The sequence below is a fragment of the Streptomyces katrae genome, from assembly GCF_000966975.1.
Lineage (GTDB): Bacteria > Actinomycetota > Actinomycetes > Streptomycetales > Streptomycetaceae > Streptomyces > Streptomyces katrae.
In genome coordinates this window covers 1-2,326 of sequence record NZ_JZWV01001200.1, presented here as the reverse complement: position 1 = coordinate 2,326, position 2,326 = coordinate 1, and the positions used below count along the sequence as shown (strand labels likewise).

Sequence of the window (2,326 nt, the reverse complement as noted above, 5' to 3'; positions counted from 1 at the left end):
GCACCGGAGGGGCGTCCGGGGCCGGCGCGTCCGCCGGCGCGTCCGCCGCCGCGAAGCCGTCCGCCGCCCCGCCCTCCGCCAAGGCTCCGGCCGGCGGAGCCTCCGCGGGGGCCGCCGCCCCCGCCGGCGGCTGCGGGCAGCCGCCGAAGCTGCCGGCCGGGCACAAGATGGTCGAGCCCGTCGCGCCGCCGTCCAAGGGCTCGATGTCCGCGAAGGACGCCCAGCCCACCTGTACGCCCAACGACTGGATCTACCACGGCAAGGGCGAGGCGAAGTACTACCTCTTCGCCACCGGCGAGGTGAAGGCCGAGCTGGCCACCGGTTCCGGTTCCACCAAGACGGTCCCCGTCGGGGAGCTGTGGATGCACGCGGGCGACTGCATGACCAACCCCTCCGCCGTGAAGGCCCCGTACAGCTGTTCCGGGAACATCTACGACATCACGGTCGACGGCGAGGGCAAGATCGACTCCATCAAGGAGGTCTGGCACCCGTAAGGGGACGGCCGGGGTCCCGGCTCAGCCGGCGGAGGTCACGGCGCGGGCGAGGACGGCGCCGGTGTCCACGCCGGTCGGCAGGGTCCCGTACGCCCCGCCGTGCTCGCCGCCCAGCCGGGTCGCGCAGAAGGCGTCGGCGACGGCCGCCGGGGCGTGGCGCACCAGGAGCGAGGCCTGGAAGGCCAGGGCCATGGTCTCGGTGAGCTGCCGGGCCCGGTATTCGGCCTCGGCGGGGTCGGCGAGTTGCTTGCGCAGTCCGGCCACGGCCGCGTCCAGGTGCCGGTCGGCGCCCGCGGCCCGGCCCACCTCGGCGAAGAAGGCCTCGACGGTCTCCGGCTGACGGCCCATCGCCCGTAGCGCGTCCAGGGCCGCGACGTTGCCCGAGCCCTCCCAGATGGACGACAGCGGCGCCTCCCGGTAGAGGCGGGGCATGCCCGAGTCCTCCACGTAGCCGTTGCCGCCGAAGCACTCCAGGGCTTCGGCGGCGTGGCCGGGAGCACGCTTGCACACCCAGTACTTGGTGACGGCCAGACCCAGCCGGCGCAGCAGCGCCTCGTCCGAGTCCCCGCGGGCGACCCGGTCGGTGGCCCCCGCCAGGCGCATGGCGACGGCCGTCGCGGCCTCGGACTCCAGCGCCAGGTCGGCCAGGACGTTGCGCATCAGGGGCTGGTCGATCAGGGCCTTGCCGAACGCCCGCCGGTGGGTGGCGTGGTGGACCGCCCGGACCAGGCCGAGCCGCATGCCGGAGGCACCGCCCAGGACGCAGTCGAGGCGGGTCGTGTTGACCATCTCGATGATGGTCGCGACCCCCCGGCCCTCCTCCCCCACCAGCCAGCCGGACGCACCGTCGTACTCGATCTCCGAGGAGGCGTTGGAACGGTTGCCCAGCTTGTCCTTGAGGCGCTGGAGCAGCAGCCGGTTGCGGGTGCCGTCGGGCAGGACCCGGGGCAGCAGGAAACAGGACAGGCCCCCCGGTGCCTGCGCCAGGGTCAGGAAGACGTCCGACATGGGCGCCGAGGTGAACCACTTGTGCCCGGTCAGCCGGTACGTTCCGTCCCCGGCGGGGACCGCGGTCGTGGTGTTGGTGCGGACGTCCGACCCGCCCTGCTTCTCCGTCATCGACATGCCGGCGATCAGCCCGCGCTTGGTGTCGGGCCGGCGCAGTCCGAAGTCGTACGTGCGGGACGCGAGCAGCGGCTCCAGCCACTCGGCCAGGGCCGGCGCGGCCCGCAGCGCCGGGACGGCGGCGTAGGTCATGGACACCGGGCAGGTGTGGCCCGCCTCGACCTGGCTCCAGACGATGAACTTGGCCGCGCGGGCGACGTGCGCGCCCGGCTCGTGCTGCGCCCAGGGGGCCGCGTGCAGGCCGTGCGAGACGGCCGTGTCCATCAGCGCGTGCCAGTACGGGTGGAACTCGACCTCGTCGATACGGTGGCCGTAGCGGTCGTGGGTGTGCAGGACCGGCTCGTTCTCGTTGGCCAGCCTCCCCCACTCGGCGGCCTGCTCGGACCCGGCGAGGACGCCGAGGCGGTGCAGTTCGGGCGCGGCCCACCCGGCGCCCTCGCGGGCGAGGGCCTCCAGCAGGGCCGGGTCGGCGGCGGCGTCGTAACCGTGGTGCGGCGGTACCTGGTTGGTGACCTCATGCGTCTGCGGCATCGTGTCCTCCAAGGGCGCGCAGGGTGAACGTGATCAGGCCGGGGATGATCTCGCCCGGTGCCGCGTCGCCGTCGGCGAGCGGTCCGACGAGCGCTTCGGCGATGGCGCCGACCAGCGCGGCGGCGGTCAGCTCGGGTGCCTGCGGCGGGAGTTCGCCGGCGGCGGCGCCGGCGGCG

The 2,326-nt window shown here is 74.5% G+C and carries 1 protein-coding gene and 2 pseudogenes; 1 reads left to right on the top strand and 2 read right to left on the bottom strand.

All coding sequences use genetic code 11. The features are described 5' to 3' along the window. Positions 1-494, top strand: a pseudogene (locus VR44_RS45560) (hypothetical protein); the annotation flags it as partial. Between the two features lie 21 nt (positions 495-515). Here the strand turns inward: VR44_RS45560 and VR44_RS34940 are convergent. Continuing rightward, positions 516-2,150, bottom strand: coding sequence for an isovaleryl-CoA dehydrogenase (locus VR44_RS34940; protein WP_045951669.1), 1,635 nt, complete (start codon positions 2,148-2,150; stop codon positions 516-518). Next, positions 2,134-2,326 (bottom strand): annotated as a pseudogene (locus VR44_RS47900) (TetR/AcrR family transcriptional regulator); the annotation flags it as partial. The pseudogene VR44_RS47900 and the gene VR44_RS34940, both read right to left, overlap by 17 nt.

Coding starts and splice junctions, on each gene's coding strand:
- VR44_RS34940 (WP_045951669.1), bottom strand. CDS start 2,150: ATGCCGCAGACGCATGAGGTCACCAACCAGGTACCGCCGCACCACGGT.